Here is a 20,299-nt window from a genome sequence, read left to right on the forward strand (position 1 = left end):
TCTAACACTTTACAATTTCCAATCTTCAATTTCCAATAGCGACACGCTCCGCATGTCGCTATTTCCCCATCATAATGTGCGTCACGAGCGACAGGAACGCAAGCACAAAGGCGCCGCCAAGGATCGACGGAAGCTGGAAGAACCTCACCTTCGCGCGCGTGGACTCCACGGCGGCCATCAGCACACACATTGAGAGCATTTTGATCGCGTACATGCCGGAAGCGGCAGCCATGCCCAAGCCGCCTGCAGCATGCGCCATCCCGAAGGGGATGAAAACATCGACTGCCAGCGTGAACAGGACCATCTGCTTTATTGAGTGCGCCCATTCCATAAGGGCCAGATATTTGCCGGAATATTCGAGGATCATGCCTTCGTGAATCATCGTAAGTTCAAGATGCGTGTCCGGGTTATCAACCGGCACTCTGCCCGTTTCAGCGATGATCGCCACGATGAACGCGGCCAAGGCCAGCAGGTGCGATGGTGAATAGGCAATGCCCTGCGCCCCGGCAATGCGCGCGATGTTCGTGGATCCTGCCGCTATGGCGGCAGTGAAGAGGGCGAGCATCATCATGGGCTCCACCAGGATCGCAACGGTCATTTCCCTGCTGCTTCCCTCGCCGCCAAAGGCCGTCCCGGCATCAAGACCGGCAAGGGCCATGAAGAACCGGGCCAGGGCAAAGAGCGCGATAAGCGCAATGATATCTCCCATCACGTCAAAGGCTGATGCGGTGGTGATCACCGGAACGATCATGGCCGCGGCCACCATCGACGCATACACGATATACGGTGCGGCCTTGAATATCCACGACGTGACCGTGGAAACCACCATGTCTTTTTTGAAAAGACGCAGGAGATCATAGTAGGACTGGAGCACGCCGGGCCCCTTCCTGCCCTGCATCTCCGCCTTGAACGTCTTGATCAACCCGTTCACCAGCGGTGAAAAGATGATGATTATGAGAAACTGATAATACTCCATGTCGTTGCGCCGCCCCCGCTATGTTCCAAAGATCAATAACACAATCAGCGTGATCAGAATATATCCCAGATAGAGCTGAAGACTGCCGGACTGCAGCAGCTTTACGTTGCCCGCAACGATCTGTATGAATCTGGTGACCGGCTCATACACATATCGGTCGAAGAACGGCGTGATCTCGCCGCCATACCGAATTGACTTCACAAAAAAAGGCTTGATGAGATAGGACACCTTCAGGTCTCTGCTCGGAAGATAGATGCGCTTATAGATGATCCTGAGCGGTTTGGTGAATGCCGTGGCCGTGTACTGCATCCGCGAGGTAAGCCCCCGGATACCGCAGTCCCATGAATCGGCATACACGATCTTTCTTTGTCCTCCGACGATCCTGATGAAAAGCAGCGCCGCAAGCAGCATCACGGCCATGGTGATCAGGATCGCGACCGGTGACAGGGTCGCCGATGTCTGCGGTATGCCAAGAACGCCTTGCTGGTAGACAAGGGTGGATGCGCCGGTGACGCCATAGACAGCGGAAGCCAGAAGAGATATCGCGGTTGCGGGAAAAATGCCGAAGAGGAGGCACGGAACGGCAAGCAATGCCATTCCCAGTATCATCGTAATCGACGTCTCCTTTGCCTCCCTTGCTTGAGCGCTCCTCGGCATGCCGAGAAATGAGATGCCAAAGGCCTTCACGAAGCCCGCCGCGGCAAGGGCGCCGGTGAGCGCGAGCGCCGCCCCGCCGAGCGGCGACACGATCTTCGCGGTCACCGAGGGGACTTGAAAACCGAGAAGCAGAGACTGATAGGTAAGCCATTCGCTCACGAACCCGTTCAGCGGGGGAAGCGCGCAGATCGAGAGTGAACCGACCAGAAAGAAGAAACCGGTGTACGGCATCCGTTTCAAAAGACCGCCCATGGTTTCCATATTGCTCCTGCCCATGCTGGTGATCACCGACCCCGCGCCCAGAAAAAGCACGCTTTTAAACAAGGCATGGTTCAGCACGTGAAAAAGGGCCGCGGTAAGCGCCAGCGACGACAACGCGTAGAATCCGTTGCTCTTGAACATCATGGCGGCGCCGACGCCCAGCAGGATGATCCCGATGTTCTCCACGCTGGAGTAAGCAAGGAACAGCTTCACCTCGTTCTCGATCAGGCTGTAGAGAATGCCGAGGATCGCCGAGACCGCGCCGACACAGATGAGCGCGATCCCCCACCACTCAGGCCCCTGCCCCATCACATCCATGCAGATCCGGATCAATCCGTAGATGCCCATCTTTACCATGAGTCCGGACATGATGGCGGCGATATTCGACGGCACCACCGCGTATGCCCGGGGGATCCAGGTGTGAAGCGGGATGATTCCCGACTTGGTTCCGAAACCGATGACGGAAAAAATAAAGATGATCGATCTCACACTTACCGGGATCCCGGAGAGCCCCGCCTTCATCCCTTCGAAGTCCATCCTTCCCGTGTAACGGTAGAGGATAAAGAAAAGCGCTATGATGAATGCGGTCCCGATGTGGGTCATGACCGCATAGAACAGGCCGGCGCGCGCGGCCTTCTCGTTCCGTTCGAAGGTCACGAGAAAGTAGGATGCGATCGCCATCGTTTCCCAGGAGATCAGAAAGGTAAAGATATTTGCCGACAGTACCACGGCGTAGAGACTCAGGATGAGGGTGTTATAGAAGAACCCCATAAGACCCGCATGCCGGAAGGTACGCGTAAATCCGATGGAGTATATTGATACTGCGAAGGTGACCAGCGATATCGTGATCATGAAGAAGCCGGCCAGCGCATCGCCGCGGAAGGAAAACTCGAACACCGATGACACAGACAGGGCCTGGTAGGTTACTGAAGGCGCAACGGTAAGATATATGCCGATCGCAAGAAAACTTAAGGCCCCGAAGAGGGAGAAGAGATAGGAGGTTGTTCTGGTTTTTCCGGCTGGTACGAGTGCGATGACCGCACCCACTGCAAAAAATAAGATCCCCGAAAGAAGAAAATGTTCCGTTTCTATCAAAATATATTCCCGCTTTGTCAAAAATCAGGCGTTCAACAACGCCGTGTTACGTTTTTGCAGTATATTCCAATAGGCCGTTTTGTCAAGACTAAATTCAAATCCCTTTACGTTCATCCGGCTTTTCTTATCTTCAACAACTTCGCCGCCATCACGGCGATCAGCGCAGCAACGCAGCTCAGCATGGCCCCCATCTTTGCAGCGCCCTGAAGCACCGGATCGATGAAGGCCACCCCCGCAACAAACAGTGCCACGGTAAACCCGAAGCCTGCAATGATCCCCACGACCAGAAGCTCCTTCTTCTGCATGCCCCGGGGCATCGGAAAACCGAGCAGAACGGCAATACTGCCAAACGCGAAAATTCCCGCGGTCTTTCCTGCGAGGAGCGACAGCAACACCAGCCAGGTGACCGTGCCGACCTGGGAAAATCCAACTCCCGCGTTGGCGAGGCCGAACAGGAAAAGTCCGAAGTCGACGATGATCTTCCACTCATGTTCGAACTGAGCCATGGCCGCACGGTCATCAATGTCCTCCTCAAAGAGGTGCTTTTTTTCAACCATCGCGTGCGGCAGGAACGGAATGATAAAGACCAGCGCAAGCGCCGGGTGGAGATGTGCCATGAACAGTCCGGCCCAGGAGAGAACACCACCTATGAGGATATAAGGCCAGTATGAACTGATCCGCCGCGTCCTCAGCGCATAGGCGATCAGCATTCCTGCCAGCGTCAGCAAGAGACATAGTGGTTCTATGGGAAATCGGGGATCAGGGTAGAAGAGGGCGATAATGGCAAGGCCAATGCCGTCGTCGGCCACGGCAAGCAGGAGCAAAAATGAAATTGCCGGATGGTTCTTGCCAAAGATCAACCGTGCAACCAGCCACGCAAAGGCGATGTCCGTCGCCGTCACGATCCCCCACCCGCGCTGCAGTTCGGGTGCGCCGATAACCTGATTGAGCATCAGGTAGACAAGGGCTGGACCGACCACCCCCCCTGCGGTCGCCAGCAGCGGATTAACCGACTTGCTAACGGGATAAAGGTCTCCTCCCGGCAGGAAGCTCTGGGTGATCTCCACCGTGGCGATGCCGAAAAAAAAGACCATGAAAATATCATTGGTCAGGAAATAAAAACTGAGGGGACCGAGCAAGCGGCCGTGCAAGAAACGGTCGTAGCTCTCCGGTGCGCCATTGGCCCAGGCAAGCGCCAGGATAACACCGCCCAGAAGCGGGACGGAAAACTCACGAAGAAGGTTGATTCGTTCTTTCACGATCAGCGCCTTTGAATGATTAATCAGTGTACGAAATACTGAGGCTCTTGCAAAACTGTTTGTCATCCCCCGCTTGATTCATGCGGGGGCAGGCCCCGAATCTTGCCCTCGAATGTTTTAATCGGGGGGCCCTCAATCGGGGATATGGTTATTCAAGCAGTTAGAACCAGATTCCCGCTCAGAATCGCTGCGAGAATGACGGGCTTGGGACATTTGCAAAAGGCTCAGTTATTCAAGTTAGAAACATCGTAACAGCCGTCATGAACGATGTCAAACAAAAAGGGCGGCTTTTCAGCCGCCCTGCAATGGTGTTTTTTCTGATTAATGTCTATCCTGATTTAATGTCCGCCCACTTTTAACAGGCCGCTGGCCGCCAGAGACAGCACCAGCACTTCCACGATCGCAATGATAGCGTAAGCGGTGTCCTTTTTCCTGAACAGGATCGGCAGGATAACCAGGTAGCAGAGGATTGTAAGGCCTGCAAGCATGGCAATACCGATGAAATTCAGGTAATCGCCTTTCCCTACCAGTGCGGCCCAGTGCCAACCCGTAGGCGCTTCTTTAATATGATTGAACTCGTTAACTCTCATGCTCCATAATGGAGTGTTCTGCAACTTATATTCTTCCACATACTGCCACTTCCAGGCGGGATCACCTACCTTTGCCATGTAGGGCCGCGAAAGATCTTCAAGTGGCACAAAGCTCGGGAGCACACCCGAGATATAGATAAAGAAGGTGATCACCAGAATGGCGAGACCCAGCCACATTCCGATATTGAGAACACCCGCATATGCCATTTGTTCTTCAGATGCCTTGTTATTCTTTACTTCCGTCATTATTCGTTCCTCCTATTTCCAGATTTCAAGTCCCTTGAGCAGGGACCTGAGTCCCGCGAAGAGCAGGAGACCGATGACCATCCACTTGATGGCCTTGGGTTTCGACCTGGCGAGGATCTTAACGCCTATGATCGAACCGAGCATGATGCCCACGAGAGACGGCACCACGATCATCGGCAGGACCGCGCCCTGATTCAGGTAGACCCAGGCAGCCGATGTGTCGGTAATCGAGAGCAGGAACTTGCTCGTGGCCACCGAGATCTTGAGCGGCGCGCCCATCAGCAGGTTCAGCACCGGTACGTTCGCCCAACCCGCGCCCAGACCGAACATGCCCGCCATGATACCGATCACGACGAACAGGGCAAGGCCCATCGGCGTCTTATGAACGGTCCATTCCACGTCCTTGCCGAGCGACTCTTCCCGGTAGATACCCATGATCCCAAGGCTCTGAGCAAGATTGTCCGGCTTGGGTACATGGGGAAAATCTGACTTTTTAGCAGTTGCCATGATGACCACGATGAACAGGATCGTCGCGCCGAGGAGTGTGTTCACCGTGTTCGGCTTGAGCGCGAGCCCGATCATCGCGCCGCCAATCGCGGCCGCAGACGCGATTACCGCCACGGGAATCGCCAGCCGGAGGCTCGCGAGGTTCCTCTTCAGCAGTCCCGGACCCGCGGCAAGAGCGCCCGCGAGCGCAACCAGAAGACCGGCGCCTCTTACGAAATCAATATTGAACGGGAAAAATCCGCCCACGATCGGCACGAACAGCACGCCGCCGCCAACACCGCCGAGCACCGCCAGGATGCCGAGGATGAATGTCGTGATGAACAATGCCAGCGGCCATACCCACCAGGGTACGGTCGACTCCGGCACTGCGGAAACCGGGGTTGTCGCTGTTGCATGGGCATCGCCGTGTCCAACAACCGCCTCAGCGGCGGGGGCAATGGGCGCCGGGTCGTTCGATGCGAACACCGTCCCGGCCGCGGTCAGCATGGCAACAACGACCAGCAGCATAATAGAGACCGTCAAATAACGCTGTACCATTTACAGTCCTTTCTTGTATCTACTCAGGTCAAAATCTGTTAGCCGCGAAAGAACCCCCGAGAAGACATTTCGAGGGCAGGCTCCAGGACCGCAGAGAGAATTAAAACTGAAATACAGGGTTTCACAGGGTTTCAGGTTTTTTCTTTGAGTTCTTTGCGTTCTTTTGCGGCCAATCTGAGCAGTTACCCTTTCTTTCCGAATGAGTTCAATAGAGTATTTGTTTCAAACCAATCCATTGCGTTATGCAATTGCGTGGTTTCAATTTGCACGGGTTGTCATGTTATTATAATGTCGGAGAAGTTGTCAAGAAAAATGTTGCCGTTCTGCGCTGGAACTCCATAAATTCATTCGATGAATCGATAAGGAACACTTATGAGCGCGATGAGAAAGAACAGGCGGGGTTTGAGGCCCCGCCTGAAGAGAAACATTATTAAAAGGAGAAACAGGATATAATCTTGATAACGGTAATTACTGAACCACTCCACCGATGACCGCCGGGGCGGCCGTTACCACAGGTTCCGTTCCGAGCGCGGGATCCGTCCACTCGGTAGCAATATCCGGAAGAGGATAGCTGGTGACCGACAACGCAGAGCAGTTGCCGACATCAACCTTCATCATTCTCTGCTCCAGTTCAAGCGGTTTCACAAGATACTCGGTAGCATCCACCATTACCTTGGTTAATGATCCGTCTGTCTGTACCGGCGGGATCACAAATGCCGGGACATATCTGATCTTCGGATCGCTGGCGCATTGCGCTTCCAGGCCACTATCCATATCCACGCATTTGCCGGGGATGCCATTGAGATTGCCGAAGCCGCTGTAATCCAGCATAAAGGTCGCGCCATCCAGGGAGGAGCCGGCCTTATGATGCACATACTTGACCGAAAGCGGCGGTTCGAACTTCAACATGGTACCGGTTGCATCCTTAAGTGCTGAAAACTGGTTCCAGCTGCCTGGACCCGTTTCCCAGGTATAGAAGACATCAAGAGCGCTCCATGCCTTCCAGCCGCAGACCTCAGCATTAGTTGCAGGATTATTATCCCAGTCCCAGTTGCAATCAAGCGCAGCCAAATTTGCGGTAGTCGGATTGAACAGTGCGCCGCTATTCACACCCCACTGATTGGTCGTGGTAGCTACGGTCATGATCACGGGTTTGGACCCGGCATCATTCAGGAGCATCGTGATGGGATCAAAGGTGTACGTCGTCACCGTATTGGACGGACCTGACGACATCATGGTAGTATATGCCTCGCCGTCCGCTCCGACCTGCGGACAATTGTCATAGCAGGCAAATGATGCGGGGATGGTGTCTGTCGGGTACACAATGTCCTCTGCGAAGAAGATGATGTTTGTGGTATTCCCAGGTGCTTCGCATGTGGTTGTGGGTGGTGCTGGGACCGTACCCGTTGGAAATGTTTGTACGCAATTGCTCAAAGGCACCCTCACCTGTCCACCGAGCGACTGAGAATAGAAGTTCAGCTCGCCCCACTGAAGGGTTGTGAGATCCAAAATCACCGGAGGCGTAATATTCTGCCACTGGCAGTTATTGCTGCAGTTCTGAGGCATCTCCGCTGTTTTATTGAATACCTGATTTGTCCCATCCCACACAACCTGGTAGTTAGCGCAGCCACTATTCGGATCGCATACAGAATAATTGAGCGGTATGCCTTTGACCTCTGCAAGGGTCATTGCCTTCTTGGTATGCTTTTTCAACTTGCCGCCGGCCTTCATGACGGTATACTGGAGCGGCGCTGCACCGGTGTTGCTGTAGTCGAACTTATACAGGAAATCGCCGTTGTTCAACGTCACATTGTTGTCGATCCAGAGTCCATAGTAGCCGATGAACCCATACTTCCCTGACCCGTCGGCCATGGTATTGACGGAGAACCCGGAATTACGATTCACCCGTGCACCGGCCGTATCGTAGAGACCATATCTCCACGCGCTCTCCTCAAACTGGTTCCTGTCCAGACATATTGTGTTGCCTGCAACTTTTGTCCGCAAAAAGTTGTCGGCATTGAACGCTATGTCAAACTGGGATGTCACCGTTGTATCCATCTCAGGATGCTGGTCATAGACCGAACCTTTGCCGGAACCATCTGCCAGTCTGTTCAAGGCTATCTTCCGGATATTAGTGTAGGGGCCGAAGTTTTGCTCCGCGAATCTGAGCAGGACCTCGCCGGCGGCGTTCTTTTCAGACTTCATCACGCCTTTAAAGGAGATCTGGGACGTATCCATGACGCCATCGGTTGAGGGGTGCCCCAGAAAGTTCATGGTGAACAATCCGTAGGGATTGGTGTCGCTTTTACCTTCCGTAATGGTGAGATTCACTAATATCACCTGTTCGGGATCGCTTCCTTTTGCCTTCATGTGAACCCATACCTTCGCGTACTGAGGCGAGTTGTTATCAACCCGGGTCGCGAGGACCGTGAAAGTCGTATAATCAGGCATGTTCGTCGATGAGGACTGGTTCTGGGAATCCTGGCCCGCGCTCGACGCGTCGGACTTGCTCGTATCGCACTGGGTCTCATCCACCAGTGCCACATAGGCGCCCTTGTTCAACATGGCATCGCCCTTGCTTTGCGCTATCATGCACAGGATGTTGTTTATCTCGTTGAACGCTTCCGCTGAACGCTCGGACACCCAGACCTGTGTCTTGTCTGTCTTGTAATCCGAGGCCGCCGCAAGTTCAGCGCCGGTCACCCTGAACGCGCCAATATGGAGCGGAGCGACAGCCGCCACATTACTGGACAATTTGGCGTCCACCACGCTCACCTTGTCCGCCACCTGCAGAGACGAAGTGTCAGTGGGGGTGGGGGTTGCGGTAGCATCTGAACCGGAGCCCCCGCTGCTGCAAGACAACAACATCAACGGAAGCAGCAATACCAGCATCCATGCAAAACTCTTTTTCATGCTCTTTTTCATTTTAATTTCCTCCTTTAACAAAATTAATTGCAGTAATTTTTCGTTTCGATACATAATAGTGCAATATGATTGCCAACAGTATTATTCATTAATAATCAACAAGTTGAAAAACAGACTGAAGTGGCGGGGTCATTTTTTAGACGGTGATAAGGGATTATGATGGATTATGATTTAATAACTAGTTGTAATTAATGTGTTTTTATATTGTGTCAATTTTTAAACAGGTAGGGAAATCAGGGAATTACGAAGCGTGAATATCATGCTATTCTTCACATCGAGGAATTGGTAATCATGACTAACTGAGCATTTTATCGAATATATTCCTCACGTTCCGGCTCATCAGGTAATAATCGTCGAGAAGCATCTGTCCGGCTGTTGCTCCGTCGGCAAGGTACCCCATGCGCTGTGCGAGGGGAATCAGCTTTGCGGGGTCCCTGCTCAACTCGTTTGTCGCCTGGTTCGAGACGATCCTCATTCTGCTTTCGAGCTGTCTCATGAAAAGGTAAGCCTGCATCAGGGTCTGATATGATCCCGTGTCAAGAAGCCCTTGTCTGTTCAAAGCCCGTAAAGCGTTATACGTTCCGGGGACACGCACCCGTTGGTGCTGCTTCCCATGAAGAAGCTGTAAATACTGGACAAGGAACTCGATGTCCACGATCCCCCCTTCACCTTGTTTGATATTGTAGAAAGCATCGTTTTCCCTCCCGACCTCATCCTCCATCTTTTTGCGCATCGAGGTGATGTCATTGGCCACTGATGCCCGGTCCACGTCCCGATACAGAAGCTCCTGGATACCGTGGCAGAATATCTCACCGACGACGCGGTCCCCTGCCACGCACCGCGCTCGCAGCAGCGCCTGGAGTTCCCAGGTCTCCGCCTGATGAGCGTAGTAGTTCTTGAACGCGTCAACGCTCTGCACCAGCGGTCCTTTGGATCCCGTGGGCCGGAGCCGGGTGTCCACGCGAAACACGAACCCCTCGCGCGTGAGCGTGGAAAGATAGGAGATCGTCTTTTCCGCTACCTTGCTGAAATATTCGAACACGGTCACGCCATCCGGCGGGGCTGCGGCCCGCGCCTCGGTGAAGACAAAAAGAATGTCGAGGTCGGAACCGTAGGAAAGCTCCCTGCCGCCGAGTTTGCCCGCGCCGATAACGGCGAGGCCGGTTGTGGCTCCCTGCGCGTTGTACCGTTTTGCGACCTCTGATGCTGCAAGCCAAAGTGCGGCCGAAAGACAGCTCTCCGCGAGCTTCGACAGGTCGCGGGAAACCGCCCGCAAAGGCACATTCGACAAGAGATCCGCCATGCCGATCCGTATCTCCTCCAGGTGTTTGAACCGGCGTAAAGCGTCAAGCTTTTCTGCTAAGTCCGTGGACCGTTCCAGGGCGTCTCCAAGGTCCTTCGCAAATCTCGCACACGTTCCGGCTCCGGATGACTTGCGGGACTCGATCAGGTTTTGAAGGAGTATCGGCCTGCTCACCAGCATTCTCGACAGATACCCGCTGTTGGCGAATACCGCGATCAGCACCTTGCCGGCCGATGGATCGATCCTCATCAGCGTCTGGAACGCTTCCCACGAGCCCTGCGCCGCGAGAAAGGACTCGAGATGGTTCAGCGCCATGTCGGGATCGGGTGAAGAGATGATCTCCTGGAACAACGTCGGAAAGATCTCGTTAAAAAGTTTGCGGCTTCGCGGCGTTTGATGAACAAAGGCGGTGCCTTCACGAAGCAACAGAAGGTCCCGGTACGCCTTGCCGGGGTCCTTGAAACCAAGCTTCCCCAACAACGAGACCGCCTCCTGCTCGGGCGTCTCAGGGTCGAGCAGCGCTGAATAGTCCTTGACCGATGGTTCGACGGCCCCTTCTTCGCCCGTAAAAGCGAACAGGTCGTCATAGATGCCCCTTACCTTTTTCGTATGCTCTGCATAATCGCGGAGCAACTCCTCCGCTTCTGCGCCGTGGCCGAAATAACCAATACGCCGGGCAAGGGTACGCAGTTCACGTTCATCGCCGGGAAGCGTCTGGGTCTGAAGATCATCGAGGATCTGGATGCGGTGCTCCACGGTCCGCAGGAACGTGTATGCCCGGGAAAGGACCTCGTGCTCCTGGTAGGAGATGAGCCCCTTTTGCGAAAGGACATGGAGCGCCTTGAGCGCGTTCTTTTCGCGCAGCGTTCGGTCCCTGCCGGAATAGATGAGCTGAAGCGCCTGGATCACGAACTCGATCTCCCGGATGCCGCCGTATCCGAGTTTCACATCGCGGTGCGTCCTCCCCTTCTGCAGTACATCCCGGTTGATCTTCTGCTTCATGTCGCGGATCTCGGCGATCGCGCTGTAGTCGAGATACTTCCGGTACACAAAGGGCTCAATACGTGCCATGAATTCCCTGCCTACATATTCATCGCCGGCCACCGGTCTGGCCTTGAGCAACGCCGACCGCTCCCAGGTCTGGCCCCAGGACTCGTAATAGATCTCATACCCGCCCAGGCTCTGGGCCAGAGGACCACGCTGTCCTTCGGGCCGGAGACGCATGTCCACACGAAACACGAACCCATCCTCGGTCTTCTCGTTGATGGCCGCGCTCAGTTTCTCCGCGAGCTTGATAAAATATTGGTGGTTCGTTATCCGGTTCGTTCGGAGATCGCCAGGAGTGAGGACCCCCTCCGTCTCACCGTCAGCGGTATAGACGTACATGAGGTCGACATCGGAGCTGAAGTTCAGTTCCCGTCCCCCGAGTTTGCCCATGGCAATGACCGCGAACCCGGCGGGAACCAATGTTCCATCGGCTTTTTTGATGATCGGCCTGCCATATCGTTTTGTGATCGCTGCATCAGCCCATGCATAAGCCTTCTGAAGACAGACTTCCGCCAGATGAGACAGGTCCTCCACGGTCTCCCCGAGGTCCGCCCTGCCGAGCAGATCGCGCAGCCCGATCCTGAGCATCTCTTTTTTGCGGAACAGACGGAGCATCCGGAAGAACGTGTGATCATCGGGATGACCGTCAACCACTGCCGAGAGCCGTTCGGCCAGTTGCTGTTTGTCGGTTGGATGGGAAAGAACAAGCGGATCGGACAGCATCATCAGGCTTTCATCGGCGATCGTAACGAGGAAGGTGGACAGGAACCGGCTTGCGCCGAAGATCGTGATAAGCGCGCGAAGAACGTCATGTCTCCTCCGACAAAGCGAGACAAAGGAGGGAAGGTCCGCAAGCGCGCCCACGAAGCGCTCAAAATTATTCATCGCCATGTCAGGATCGGCGGCCCTGGACAGGTCGGCAAGCAGCAGCGGAACGATCTCCGAAAATCCCCCGGGGCCGATCTTCGCGCCCAGAAGCTCAAGGTTTCTGAGCGCCTGAGCCGTGTCCTGTACTCCACAATGCGATAATTGTTCAGCAGTAGGCGTTATATGTTTGTCAAATGACATTTTTTATATTATACTGATAAGTATCAGGAGATACAAGCGAATCTGTGATGGCTAAGAGCAGAGGGCATAGCGCAAAGGATCAAACACCATGCGCTATGCCCCATGCGCATTTATATCATGATCCAACTCCGCGACAACCAGCGCTGCTACGTCTGCGGCAAAGAGAACCCCGCCGGCCTTGGCGTCGATTTTGAAATCGACAAAGAACGGCGCGCCATCAGCGCGAAATTCACGCCATCGGATATTCACCAGGGGTATGAAGGGATCGTCCATGGCGGCATCCTCTCGACCCTGCTCGATGAGGCCATGGGCAAGCTCACCGTCAGCCTCGGGATCCCGGCTGTGACCGTGGAAATAACGGTCACCTTCAAATCCCCGGCTGCTCCGGGAGAAGAACTGTTCATTTCCGGCAGGCTTACCCACGAGATCAGGCGACTGATCCATGCCGAAGCAAAGATCGAACGGGGCCCGGTCCTGATCGCGGAGGCGACGGGCAAATTACTGAGAATCAGTTCGGAGTCGGGAGTTCGTAGTTCGGAGTGAATGGGGTGCAGTTATTTTTTTACTCCGAACTCAGCACTCCGAACTCAAAACTAAACTATGGAACACACCCACAAACAACTCATAGCTCTGATCAAGACCCGGACCGGCAAACCGGTGATGGTGCGCGAGCTGATGCGGCTGCTGAAGCTCACAACCGAGGACCGGCACGAGCTCAAGCGGGCGCTGAATGAACTCGTCCTGAACGGAGAGATCGTCAAAACGCGCGGAAATCGCTACGGCCTGCCCGAGAAGATGGACCTTGAGACCGGCATCTTCCAGGCCCATGCCCAGGGATACGGTTTCGTGATACCGGAAACAAAGGGCAGGACCGACATCTATATCTCCGCGAAAGGCAAACTGGACGCCATGAACGGCGACAAGATCGTGGCCCGCGTAACACCGCCGGCCGGGAGAAAGAAGATCGCGGGCAAACGCGAGGGCGTGATCATCCGCATCCTCGAACGCGCGCACACGCGGGTCGTCGGCACGTATGAGCTCCCTGATCCGAAAACCGGAGGTTACGGGTTTGTAACGTCCCAGGACCCGAAGATAACCCAGGACCTCGTTATCGGCAGGGAGAACGCGGGCAACGCAAAGAACGGCGACATCGTGTCAGCCGAGATCATCGCCTATCCTCAGCGCGGCAGACCGCCGGAAGGCAGGATCGTCAGGGTCATCGGCCGGCCGGGTCAGCCCGGCATCGACTCCGAACTGATCATCGAACAGTACGAACTCCCGGTCCATTTTACACCGGACACGATCCGGGAAGCTGAAGACATCCCGCAGCAGATCACTGCCGCCATGCGCAAGGGCAGAAAAGACCTCCGGGACCTGGTGACGGTCACCATTGACGGAGAAACGGCCCGCGACTTCGACGACGCGATCTCCATCGAAAAGATCAAAACAGGATACCGGCTCTGGGTGCACATCGCGGATGTTTCCAGCTATGTCAGGGAAGGCACGTCCCTTGATGAAGAGGCTTACCAGCGCGCGACGAGCGTGTACCTTCCGGACCGCGCCATTCCCATGCTCCCCGAGGCGCTCTCGAACGGTATCTGCAGCCTGAACCCGAACGTGGACCGGCTCACCTTCACCTGCGAGATGGACGTCTCGCCGGAAGGAGAGATCCTGCGGTACGACATCTACGAGAGCGTCATCAACAGCAACGAACGCATGACCTACACCGCGGTGCGCGAGATACTCGTGGACCGTGACGCGGCCCAGCGGAAACGCTATGCCGCGCTGCTCGACGAATTCGGGCTCATGGAAGAGCTCATGTCAGTGCTGCGCGCGAAACGATCGAAACGGGGCAGCATCGACTTCGATCTGCCCGAACCCCAGATCGTACTCGACCTCCAGGGCCGCATGACCGACATCCTCAGGGCCGAACGGAACATGGCGCACCAGATCATCGAGGAGTTCATGCTCGCCGCGAACGAGACCACGGCGCGCCACATCGAGCGGAAAAAAGCGCCTTTCATCTATCGTGTCCATGAGGAGCCGGCCGAGGAAAAATTGACGGACCTCATTGATTTTCTCGCCACCCTCGGAATCACCCTCCCCGCGGTGAAGAAGCTCAAGCCCCTGCACCTGCAGAAGGCCCTTGCCAAAGCCAAGGGCACGCCGGAAGAAACGCTGATCAACACCGTCCTGCTCCGTACCATGAAGCAGGCGAAATATTCAGCCGAGAACGTCGGACACTTCGGCCTCGCAGCCGAGACCTATACGCACTTCACCTCGCCCATCCGACGCTACCCGGACCTGATCGTGCACCGGATCCTGAAGGCGGACCTGAGCGGCAAGTTGAAAGACCCGGCGTATGTTGAAAAGCTCGCCGAGAAACTGCCCGGCAATGCGGAACATTGCTCCCGCCGCGAGCGGGTCGCCATGGAGGCGGAGCGTGACGTGGTCGCCATGCTCAAGCTCGAATTCATGAAGGACAAGGTCGGCGAGGCATACGACGGCATCATCACCGGGGTACTGCAGTTCGGCTTTTTCGTTCAATTGAACGAGTTCTTCGTGGAGGGGCTGGTCCACGTTTCATCGCTCAACGACGACTACTATCATTATGTGGAGAAGATGCACACTCTGCGGGGGGAACGGAAGAAGCGATCTTTCCGCATCGGCGATGCGGTGCGGGTTCGGGTGGACCGGGTCGACCCCGTCAGAAAGCGGATCGACTTTTCACTGGCGGAGTAAGCCTCGTTGGAGAACATGTTCTCCAACGATGACAGCATGTGGCCTTGTGCAGCTATCGTTAATAAGCAAATATCAATTTGGACAGGATCCACTGGCTTTCTCTAACGGAGCAAACGACACAATCTCCTTGAATTCCTCATCAGCTTTATCACGACCAGCACAACTAATCCAAAGTGGAAATGTCCTGTTGAATTTCAGTAAAAGCTATGCTATGGTACTGTTCATGAAGGAGCTGCTCAAACAACTTCCATCAGTGGATGACGTGTTGAAGGAAGACAGGACGAAACAGTGGATTGAATCGCATCCCCGCGTGCTGGTACTCGACGCAATCAGGACGGCGATCGACGCGAGAAGAACGGCAATTCTCCAGGCCGCGGACAGCAAAACGGGCCGAACAATCGATAACGCGCTGTTTTCCATCGAGGGTGTCCTGAATCACGCGGAGATCATCCTCAGGGAGCTGTCCGAGCCGAGCCTTCAGCCGGTCATCAACGCCACGGGCGTGATCGTGCATACCAACCTTGGCCGTTCCCTGCTTTCGGAGAAAGCCATCCAGCGTGTTGTCGAGGTCAGCAGAAGCTATTCCAATCTTGAGTATGACATCCCGGCAGGCGAGCGCGGCAAACGACATGTCCACGTCGAGGGAATCCTGAAGCGGCTGACCGGCGTCGAGGCCGCCACTGCCGTGAACAACAACGCGGCTGCGGTACTCCTCTGTCTGAACACCCTTGCCCGCGGCAAAGAGGTCATCGTCTCGCGCGGAGAGCTGGTGGAGATCGGGGGGTCCTTCCGCGTGCCGGACGTGATGGAGCGGAGCGGCGCCGTGCTTCGGGAGGTGGGGACCACGAACAAGACCCATCTCAAGGATTACGAGAAGGCGATCAACGAAAAAACAGGCCTCCTGTTAAAAGTGCATACCAGCAATTACAAGATCGTCGGGTTCACCAAAGAGGTCTCGCCCGAGGAGCTTGCGAAGCTTGGCAAAAAACACAAACTGCCCGTGATGTGGGACCTGGGCAGCGGCAGTTTCGTGGACCTCAGGGCCTACGGATCGGGCGACGAACCCACGGTGCAACAAGCCGTGAATTCCGGCGTTGACGTTCTCACCTTCAGCGGCGACAAGCTGTTGGGCGGGCCGCAGGCGGGCATGGTCCTCGGTAAGAAGACATATGTTGAGCAGATCCGTTCCAATCCCCTTGCCCGCGCGCTTCGGCTTGATAAAATGACCCTTGCCGCGCTCGATGCCACGCTCAGCCAGTACCTTGACATGAACAGGGCCGTTCATGAGATCCCCACGCTCTGGATGCTGACCCAGCCGCTTTCCGAGATCGAACGCAAGGCCGCGTTGTTGTCATCAGGCGTCAAGCAGATCGAGAATACCGGTCTTACGGTATCGATCCAGGACGACACATCCCAGAGCGGCGGCGGCGCACTGCCCACGGGAAATTTCCCGACAAAGACCGTCTGTCTCCGTCACAGGACGCTCAGCGCGAATCAGATCGAATCCCGCCTTCGCACGGGCAAACCGCACATTATTGCGCGCATCAAGGAAGGCATGGTCCTCTTCGATCCCCGGACGCTGAATGATGAAGAGATCGGGAAGATCGTGGAAGCGGTGGACAAAATGACGCAGGGGTCAGGGGTCAGGGGGCAGTAGTCAGGAGAGCATCAGCCCGCGCTCATGCTTTCTTCCGGTTATCATTGTCCAGCTATCCTATCATTGTAATTAAAGCCAAAGCACTCAATCGTGTCATTACGAGCAACCGACGGGAGCGCAGTACTCGCCTGTCGAATTAGCCACATACAATATTTACTCAAAATTTACTGACCCCTGACCCCTGAACCCTGATTCTATGAAATACATCATCCTCGGCACAGCCGGACATATCGACCACGGCAAATCAAGCCTCGTCAAGGCGCTCACCGGCACGGACCCGGACCGTCTGAAGGAAGAGAAGGAGCGCGGCATCACCCTTGACCTCGGGTTCGCGTCCCTCGACCTTCCGGGCGGCAACCGCCTCGGCATCGTGGATGTGCCCGGCCATGAAGGGCTCATCAAGAACATGCTTGCCGGCGTCGGCGGCATGGACATCGTGATGCTCGTGATCGCCGCGGACGAAGGCGTCATGCCCCAGACCCGGGAGCATCTTGCCATCTGCGATCTCCTTCGCGTGAAAAAGGGACTGATCGTGCTGACGAAAATGGACATGGTGGACAAGGACTGGCTCACGCTCGTGCAGGACGAGGTCCGCGAGGTGGTCAAAGGCACGTTCCTCGAAAAGTCCCCTCTGGTCCCGGTCTCATCCAAGACAGGCGAGAACCTGCCGCTTCTCGTCCAGGAGCTCGGCAAGCTCGCGGCCGAGGTGTCTCCCAAGTCATCGAACGGCATCCTTCGTCTCCCCATCGACCGGGTCTTCACCATGAAAGGTTTCGGCACGGTCATCACCGGCACCCTGCTTTCCGGCACGATCAGCGCGGAACAGGAAGTCGAGATCCTGCCGAAGGGAACCAAAACAAAAGTACGCGGTATCCAATCCCACAACCAGGCGGCCCAGCGCGCCGTGGCGGGCCAGCGTACTGCCGTGAACCTTCAGGGGATCGAGAAAGACCAGCTCTCACGCGGCGACACCATCGTAAGCCCCGGGTTCTTCAAGCCGACCAAGACCCTCGACGCAAAGCTCGACCTTCTGAAGCAGTCGCCCCGCGGGCTCAAGACCGGTTCGCGTGTCCGGTTCTATAACAGCACCCAGGAGGCCATCGGCAGGATCACGGTCCTCGGAACGAACCAGCTTGCGCCGGGTGAGGAGGCCTTTGTACAACTCCGGCTGGAACAACCCGTGATCATCCAGCAGGGAGACCGGTATATCCTGCGCTTCTACTCTCCCATGGAAACACTCGGCGGCGGCGTGGTGCTGAATCCTCATACGCGTCGTCACAAACCTTCAGCGATGAAGGAGTCTCTCGCGAACCTCGGCATTCTTGAAAAGGGAAAAGCCGAGGAGCGGCTGGCGCTCTTGATATCCGGCAAAGGCCTTACGGGAATGGAAGAGAACGAGGCCGTCGGCACCATCGCCGCTGACAAGCAGGAGACCGTTTCCGCGCTCGCATCCCTGGCGCAGAAAAAAATTGTTCTGCGGGTCGACAATCTCTACGTGCACACATCCCATCTTGCGGCGCTCGAGAAAAAGACGCTTGACCTCATCAAGGTATTCCACAAGGACAATCCTCTCAAAGCCGGTCTGGACAAGGAAGAGCTCAAGGGAATGCTGCGCATGAGGATAAACCCGAAGGTCCTGAACACGACCATCGAAGGCCTCTTGAAGAAGAAGGAATTGGAGTCTGAAGGCTCCAAGCTCAAGGTCCCGGGGTTCAAGGCGGCAGGCGGCAAGATCAATGAAGAGGTCAAGAACAGGATCGTCGAGGCGATCAAGAAAGGCGGCACCCAGCCCCCGCTCAGGGAAGAGCTCCCCGCCCTTTTCAGCATCTCGGACAAGGACGCAAGGGACCTGCTGAAACTGCTCGCTGATGAAAGCCGTATTGTCCGGATCACGGACTCGGTCCATCTTGACAAGGATGTGATGGAGAAGATCAAGGCAGATCTGATAAAGTATCTTCAGGAAAAGAAAGAGATCACCATGGGCGAGTTCCGGGACCTGGCAAAGACCTCCCGCAAGTTCGCCGTGCCGCTCATGGAATACTTCGACACGCAAAAGCTGACGCAGCGGGTCGGGGACAAGAGGATGCTGCGGGGGTGATCAGCATTTCATGAATAGTTGCCTTGCCTTTTCAAAGGGTTTGTAGTATGATTTTTTCAAGGGAGAATGATCATGTCGAAAGGTTCAACCATAGAAAAAATCGAGAAGGAGATTGATAAACTTCCGCAGGAAGACCGGGTATGACCATCGCTGAAGAGCTGAGTCGGCTTAATTCCCTCTTTATTGATACCGCGCCCATCATCTATTACATTGAAGCTCATCCCCAGTTCGGGCCCCTTACCAAAGAAGTTTTCGACGCATTCCTCACCAATGACAAGAAGCTCAAGAAGATCAAAGAAATTAAAGTCCTTGTATTGACAGATTTTACGACCACTGCATAATAGTCTTGCAGGTTGTGCAATGCACTTTCCCAAGCCCAACGAATAAAATATTGTTACCTGTAGGGCAAGGCTTTAGCCTTGCTTTAAGCAACCCTGAAGGGTTGCCCTACAAATGATATAGCAACAATTATTGCGTTTGTATTAATGATAGAGAATTTGCTATGCGAAAACGATCTGTTTCAGGCGCCAGATTCCTGCCGAAAGGCCTCGCGATCCTTTACGAGGACAAAGACATCCTTGTGGTGGATAAACCAGCGGGCCTGTTGACCGTTGCCACGGAGCGGGAAAAATCACTCACCGCCCATTCCATTTTAACGGATTACTTCCGCACGGGTTGCGGCAGATCACGAAAACGTCTTTTTGTCGTTCACCGGCTCGACCGGGACACCTCCGGGGTACTCATCTTCGCAAAAAGCGATGAAGCGAAGTTCCGTTTGCAGGACCGGTGGAAACAAACAAGGAAAAAATATCTTGCCGTAGTGTATGGCACGTGTGAGAAGAGCTCGGGGACCATCACCACCTACCTGGCAGAGGACAAAGCATATAACGTTTACTCTACCTCCGACAGCACGAAAGGCAAGCTTGCCCAAACGGCGTATACCGTGCTCAGGATGATAAAAGGCCTTTCTCTGCTGGAGCTGGACCTGTTGACCGGAAGGAAGAACCAGATCCGGGTGCATCTGGCGGGAATTGGACACCCGATAGTCGGAGACACGAAGTACGGCCACGTGGATGATCCGGCTTCCCGCATGGCTCTTCATGCCAGATCGATCTCCTTCAAACATCCCTTCAGCGATAAACAGCTCAGCTTCGAATCAACAGTTCCTGATTTTTTTACAACTCTGGTGGGTCGCATCGATAGTGAGAACAGCCCGACAATCCCCCCGCCTGTTCAGACACTGCGAATATCGGCCAATCAGCCGGGCAGGCCGGGTAGAGTAAAGCGAAACCCGACACAATGAAATAAGCAGCGAGTCCGGAACGACGTGC

General features: G+C 55.1%; 13 protein-coding genes. 6 read left to right on the forward strand and 7 right to left on the reverse strand.

Features of this window, described 5'->3' with window-relative positions:
• Window positions 1-58: 58 nt before the first annotated feature.
• The 7 genes from M0R70_07175 to glnE form a co-directional block, all read right to left on the reverse strand.
• Window positions 59-976, reverse strand: coding sequence for an NADH-quinone oxidoreductase subunit H (locus M0R70_07175; protein MCK9419143.1), 918 nt, complete (start codon window positions 974-976; stop codon window positions 59-61).
• An 18-nt stretch (window positions 977-994) separates the two neighbouring features.
• Window positions 995-2,989 (reverse strand): hydrogenase 4 subunit B, encoded by a 1,995-nt coding sequence (locus M0R70_07180; protein MCK9419144.1) that lies wholly within the window; start codon window positions 2,987-2,989, stop codon window positions 995-997.
• Between the two features lie 110 nt (window positions 2,990-3,099).
• Window positions 3,100-4,248, reverse strand: a complete 1,149-nt coding sequence (locus tag M0R70_07185) for a Na+/H+ antiporter NhaA (protein MCK9419145.1) — start codon at window positions 4,246-4,248, stop codon at window positions 3,100-3,102.
• Window positions 4,249-4,586: 338 nt separating this feature from the next.
• Entirely contained in the window at window positions 4,587-5,084 is a 498-nt protein-coding gene (locus tag M0R70_07190; protein ID MCK9419146.1) for a hypothetical protein, read from the reverse strand.
• 12 nt (window positions 5,085-5,096) lie between these two features.
• Entirely contained in the window at window positions 5,097-6,128 is a 1,032-nt protein-coding gene (locus M0R70_07195; protein MCK9419147.1) for a sulfite exporter TauE/SafE family protein, read from the reverse strand.
• A 468-nt stretch (window positions 6,129-6,596) separates the two neighbouring features.
• A complete protein-coding gene (locus M0R70_07200; protein ID MCK9419148.1) occupies window positions 6,597-9,053 on the reverse strand; it encodes a hypothetical protein in 2,457 nt (818 codons plus the stop codon).
• Window positions 9,054-9,348: 295 nt separating this feature from the next.
• Window positions 9,349-12,471 (reverse strand): bifunctional [glutamate--ammonia ligase]-adenylyl-L-tyrosine phosphorylase/[glutamate--ammonia-ligase] adenylyltransferase, encoded by a 3,123-nt coding sequence (gene glnE / locus M0R70_07205; protein ID MCK9419149.1) that lies wholly within the window; start codon window positions 12,469-12,471, stop codon window positions 9,349-9,351.
• A 102-nt stretch (window positions 12,472-12,573) separates the two neighbouring features.
• Between glnE and M0R70_07210 the strand changes: the two genes are divergently transcribed.
• From M0R70_07210 to M0R70_07235, 6 genes are all read left to right on the forward strand, one after another.
• Window positions 12,574-13,014, forward strand: coding sequence for a PaaI family thioesterase (locus tag M0R70_07210; GenBank protein ID MCK9419150.1), 441 nt, complete (start codon window positions 12,574-12,576; stop codon window positions 13,012-13,014).
• A 57-nt stretch (window positions 13,015-13,071) separates the two neighbouring features.
• Entirely contained in the window at window positions 13,072-15,213 is a 2,142-nt protein-coding gene (gene rnr, locus M0R70_07215; protein ID MCK9419151.1) for a ribonuclease R, read from the forward strand.
• Window positions 15,214-15,430: 217 nt separating this feature from the next.
• Window positions 15,431-16,870 carry an L-seryl-tRNA(Sec) selenium transferase gene (gene selA, locus M0R70_07220; protein MCK9419152.1) on the forward strand — a complete coding sequence of 480 codons (1,440 nt, stop codon included), beginning with the start codon at window positions 15,431-15,433 and terminating at the stop codon, window positions 16,868-16,870.
• Window positions 16,871-17,066: 196 nt separating this feature from the next.
• A complete protein-coding gene (gene selB / locus M0R70_07225) occupies window positions 17,067-18,968 on the forward strand; it encodes a selenocysteine-specific translation elongation factor (protein MCK9419153.1) in 1,902 nt (633 codons plus the stop codon).
• A 140-nt stretch (window positions 18,969-19,108) separates the two neighbouring features.
• A complete protein-coding gene (locus M0R70_07230) occupies window positions 19,109-19,309 on the forward strand; it encodes a hypothetical protein (GenBank protein MCK9419154.1) in 201 nt (66 codons plus the stop codon).
• 161 nt (window positions 19,310-19,470) lie between these two features.
• On the forward strand, window positions 19,471-20,271 hold the full coding sequence (locus M0R70_07235; protein MCK9419155.1) for an RluA family pseudouridine synthase: 801 nt from the start codon (window positions 19,471-19,473) through the stop codon (window positions 20,269-20,271).
• The last annotated feature ends 28 nt before the right edge of the window (window positions 20,272-20,299 follow it).

The organism is Nitrospirota bacterium, from assembly GCA_023229435.1.
Classification (GTDB): Bacteria; Nitrospirota; UBA9217; order UBA9217; family UBA9217; genus JALNZF01.

Coding starts and splice junctions, on each gene's coding strand:
- M0R70_07235 (MCK9419155.1), top strand. CDS start 19,471: ATGCGAAAACGATCTGTTTCAGGCGCCAGATTCCTGCCGAAAGGCCTC.
- M0R70_07175 (MCK9419143.1), bottom strand. CDS start 976: ATGGAGTATTATCAGTTTCTCATAATCATCATCTTTTCACCGCTGGTG.
- M0R70_07200 (MCK9419148.1), bottom strand. CDS start 9,053: ATGAAAAAGAGCATGAAAAAGAGTTTTGCATGGATGCTGGTATTGCTG.
- M0R70_07210 (MCK9419150.1), top strand. CDS start 12,574: ATGCGCATTTATATCATGATCCAACTCCGCGACAACCAGCGCTGCTAC.
- M0R70_07190 (MCK9419146.1), bottom strand. CDS start 5,084: ATGACGGAAGTAAAGAATAACAAGGCATCTGAAGAACAAATGGCATAT.
- M0R70_07195 (MCK9419147.1), bottom strand. CDS start 6,128: ATGGTACAGCGTTATTTGACGGTCTCTATTATGCTGCTGGTCGTTGTT.
- glnE (MCK9419149.1), bottom strand. CDS start 12,471: ATGTCATTTGACAAACATATAACGCCTACTGCTGAACAATTATCGCAT.
- M0R70_07230 (MCK9419154.1), top strand. CDS start 19,109: ATGACCATCGCTGAAGAGCTGAGTCGGCTTAATTCCCTCTTTATTGAT.
- rnr (MCK9419151.1), top strand. CDS start 13,072: ATGGAACACACCCACAAACAACTCATAGCTCTGATCAAGACCCGGACC.
- selB (MCK9419153.1), top strand. CDS start 17,067: ATGAAATACATCATCCTCGGCACAGCCGGACATATCGACCACGGCAAA.